Source organism: Microbacterium sp. Bi128, from assembly GCF_918698205.1.
In genome coordinates this window covers 1-3,626 of sequence record NZ_CAKKMM010000445.1, presented here as the reverse complement: position 1 = coordinate 3,626, position 3,626 = coordinate 1, and the positions used below count along the sequence as shown (strand labels likewise).

General features: G+C 62.9%; 4 protein-coding genes. All 4 read left to right on the top strand.

The window, feature by feature from the left end; translation table 11 throughout:
* The coding region (locus LQV45_RS20710) for a D-arabinono-1,4-lactone oxidase (protein WP_230008631.1) at positions 1–1,207 on the top strand (1,207 nt) is incomplete at its 5' end.
* A 100-nt stretch (positions 1,208–1,307) separates the two neighbouring features.
* A complete protein-coding gene (locus LQV45_RS20705; protein ID WP_230008630.1) occupies positions 1,308–2,066 on the top strand; it encodes an SDR family NAD(P)-dependent oxidoreductase in 759 nt (252 codons plus the stop codon).
* Complete coding sequence (locus tag LQV45_RS20700) at positions 2,063–3,028, top strand: NAD(P)-dependent oxidoreductase (protein ID WP_230008629.1); 966 nt, start codon at positions 2,063–2,065, stop codon at positions 3,026–3,028. Before LQV45_RS20705 ends, LQV45_RS20700 begins: the two co-directional genes overlap by 4 nt.
* Before the next feature lie 53 nt (positions 3,029–3,081).
* A partial coding sequence (locus tag LQV45_RS20695) for a polysaccharide deacetylase family protein (RefSeq protein WP_230008628.1) occupies positions 3,082–3,626 on the top strand: 545 nt, incomplete at its 3' end.

Genomic DNA, 3,626 nt, shown 5'->3' with positions numbered 1-3,626 from the left:
CTGGGGCGGCAACCAGAGCGCCACGCCGGCCTTCACCGTCCGGCCGCGGAACGAACAGGAGGCGCTCGACGCCGTCCGGTTCGCCATCCGCGAAGGCCTCCCCGTACGTGCAGTCGGCTCAGGGCATTCTTCCTCACCGCTTGTCCAGACGGGCGGAGTCCTGATGGACATGTCCGCACTCTCGGCCATCACCGGAACCGACCTCATGGGGCGCCGTGCGAGGGCCCTGGCCGGCACCACCATCAACGCCTTTGGCGATCCGCTGTGGGAGCAGGGGCTGGCACTGGGCAACCAGGGCGACATCGACAAGCAGCAGATCGCCGGGGCACTCGCGACCAGCACCCACGGCTCCGGAAAGAACCTGGGCAGCTTCTCATCGGCACTGCGCTGGGTCCGGCTGATCAACGGTTACGGCGAAATCGTCGAAATCGGCGAAGGGCAACTCCGCGAACTCAGGGCCGCCCAGGTCGCCTTGGGGACGCTCGGAATCTTCCTGGAGGTCGAACTGGCGGTCGAGGACCGCTATTACCTGCAGGAGGAGATTACCTATCCCACGTGGGCGGAGACCGCGGCAACCTGGCAGGCCGACATCGACGGGAACCGGCACTACTCGTTCCTCTGGTGCCCGGACAACGATTCCTGTGAGCTCCTGGACCTGCCCGGTTCGCCGGGCCAGAGCATGGCAAACCGCAGCTACACCAAGCGGTACAACGTCGCCCAGGTCCAGGACGAGCGTGAAATTTCCCGCACGGAAGGTGCCCGGCTGGACCGGTCGTACCGCATCTACCCGGGCGGATTCACCACACCGTTCCATGAACTGGAGTACTTCGTTCCCAGCGAACACGGCCTGGCGGCCGTCCAGGCTGTCCAGGAGCTGATCCGCACCAAGCATTCCGACCAGAAGTACCCCGTTGAGGTCCGCTGGGTGAAAGCCGACGAAGGCTACATGTCCCAGTTCCAAGGACGCGACACCACCGTTATCACCCTGACCACCGAACCCGGGACCGACTACTGGCCCTTCTTCCGGGATGCGGATGCGGTGCTGCAGGAATTCGAGCCCCGCGCGCACTGGGGAAAGATCCATTTCATGACGAGGAGCCGATTGGAGCGTCTCTACCCGGAGCTTGACACCTTCAGCCAGATACGCCGGGAGTTCGACCCCCGCGGCATGTTCCTTAACGACCACACTCGTGCGCTCGTTGGCTAAATCAGCCATCAAGGTTAAACCGGCAAATCCGGCGTATGCCCCCGAATCGTGACCGGGGGCATGCTGCCCGCCTTTCCACATCCAACGGGGAAGAGGAGACATGAGCCATTTTCAGGACAAGGCCTACCTTGTCACCGGAGCCAGCTCCGGCATCGGTCTCGCGACCACCCGGGCCCTTCTGGCGCAAGGGGCAATGGTTGCAGCGGTCGGTCTCCCGGACCGTCTGCTTGAAGACGCAAAAAGCCAAGTCTCGGGCGCTGTGATCTTCATCGAAGCCGACGTATCTGAGTCCCAACAGGTCGATGGCGCCTTCGCCCGGGCGGAAGCAGAACTCGGGCCCCTGAGCGGGGCCTTCAACGCCGCAGGAATCTCCAGTGTTGCGCCCATCGCCGAAACATCCGACGAGCTGTGGCAGAGACTGATCCGGGTGAACTTGACCGGCACTTTCCACTTCGCCCGGGCAGCGGCGCGGACGCTCTCGGCCAACGGCGGTGGATCGCTGGTCTGCACTGCCAGCGAGCTGTCACACGTCGGCCAGGCAGGCTACACCGCATACACCGCGACCAAGGGCGGCGTGCTGTCGATGATGCGGTCACTGGCCGCCGAACTCGCACCGGCCGGCGTCCGGGTCAACGCACTGTCGCCGGGCACGACAGATACCCCGATGCTTGCGGCCGAGTTCGCGAACGAAGAAGAACGCGCCCGGGACGAAGTGTCCGTGCCGCTTGGCCGGTTCGCCCTGCCCGAGGAGATTGCAGCCGCGGCGCTGTGGCTGTTGGGTCCTGAATCCTCGTATGTCACGGGAACAAACCTTGTTGTCGATGGTGGTCGGACCACGACGTTCCCACTCGGACATTGAATCCCACATCCAACGCACCTAGTGAAAGGCAACATCACATGAGCTCTGTTCTGGTCACAGGTGGTGCCGGATTCACCGGACGCCACATCGTCAACGAACTCGCCGACGCCGGCCATCAAACAGTCAGCTACAACCGGGACTTCATCGAGGCGCCACGCCGCGACGTCGTTTCCGTCCAGGGCGAACTGTTCGATATCCCCCGTCTCCTCGAAGTATTCAAGGAGCACGACGTCGACACCATCGTCCATACCGCCGCCATATCCCACCCGACCTATTCCCTGAGCTTTCCCCTGGCTACGTTTGCTGCCAACGTCGAGGGAACGGTGGCGGTTTTCGAGGCGGCACGACTCCACGGCGTCAAACGGATCATCAACTTCTCTTCCGAGTGCGTGTACGGAAAGACCTCAGCACCGGTGGTTCTCGAATCGGAGCCAGTAAATCCGACGACGCCTTACGCCGTGACGAAGGTTACCGGGGAATGGCTCGGACAGGTCTACGGCGACAGGTATGGAGTCGACGTCATCTCCCTGCGCATCGGCCAGGTTTACGGACCCGGAAACCGCATGGATGAAGTCATGCGGGACATTATGCGCGGCGTAGTCCGCGACGGTTCATTCTCACAGGACCACGGGGCCGACCACCGCTACAACCTTGTCTACGTCCGCGACGTCGCTCTTGCCGTCCTGGCGGCAGTCCAGGCACCAGAAACGGCCCGGGCCAGGCCCCTGGCCTACAACATCTCCGGCAGCGAGTACTGGACACTCAGCGACGTCGTCAAAGAAGTTCGAATCGCATTCCCGGACGCCTCCGTGGAGATCGGGCCCGGGACGGATCCAACCTTGGATCTGCAGGGCCACTTCAGCATCGCTTCCGCAGCCGCGGATCTCGGCTACGAATCGGTCTGGCCGCTGCATCGGGCCCTCGGCGACTATGCCGACTGGCTCTCCACCCATGACTTCTGACCCCTTTCTTCTGACTCATTTCTTCTAACCCATTTCTTCGAAGAGGGACGAATATGACATTCGATAAAAGCGGCTGGAGGCAGGGGGCGGCCTGCGTTGCCGCATTGACCTTCGACGTCGACGCCGAGTCCCCCGTCCTGGCCGCCGGCCGGCGCTACGCCGACAATGCGATGGCGATGACCCACCAGGCGTTCGGACCCAAGGTGGGTGTTCCCCGGATTCTCCAGATGTTGAAGGATGTGCAGCAGCCGGCGACATTCTTCATTCCAGGAGTAACCGCGGAGCGGTATCCCCGCATGGTGGAACAGGTCCTGGAATCGGGTCATGAGATCGCGCACCACTCACACACTCACCGCACCGCGGTGAACATGAGTTTCGACGACGAACGCGCCGACTTCGATCTGGCGCTAGCTGCACTCGGGCGTTTCGGCATTTCTCCAAAGGGGCATCGCGCCGCACTGTGGGAGCCCTCGTGGCAGACACCGTCGTTGGTGGCTGAATACGGGCTGAAATACGATTCCAGCCTGATGGACGCGGACGTCCCCTATCTCATCGAAACCCCCGCAGGCACAGTTGCGGAGCTCCCCCCACATTGGAG